Source organism: Thalassobellus citreus (genome assembly GCF_044385915.1).
GTDB classification, from domain to species: Bacteria; Bacteroidota; Bacteroidia; order Flavobacteriales; family Flavobacteriaceae; genus Thalassobellus; species Thalassobellus citreus.
This window is the reverse complement of sequence record NZ_JBISCC010000033.1, coordinates 1-291: the sequence shown is the minus strand read 5'-3', so window position 1 is coordinate 291 and position 291 is coordinate 1. Positions and strand designations below refer to the sequence as shown.

The 291-nt window shown below is 38.5% G+C and carries 1 protein-coding gene; it reads left to right on the top strand.

Going from position 1 to position 291, the window contains the following annotated elements; translation table 11 throughout:
• On the top strand, positions 1 to 291 hold a 291-nt coding region (locus ACH5TX_RS00150), incomplete at both ends, for an immunoglobulin-like domain-containing protein (RefSeq protein WP_439337541.1).

Sequence of the window (291 nt, the reverse complement as noted above, 5' to 3'; positions counted from 1 at the left end):
ATTAGGCGCTACAGCTTCTGATAATAAAGATGGTGACATTTCTGCAAACATTGTTATTGATGGTGATACTGTTAATTCTAATGTAGCAGGTACTTATATTATTACTTACAATGTTTCTGATGCGGCTGGAAATCCTGCAACGCAAGTCACTAGAACAGTGAATGTGATTCCTGATACAACGGCACCTGTTATTACTCTTACGGGAGCAGCGTCTATCGATATTAATGTTGGTGATACTTATTCTGAATTAGGCGCTACGGCTTCTGATAATAAAGATGGTGACATTTCTGC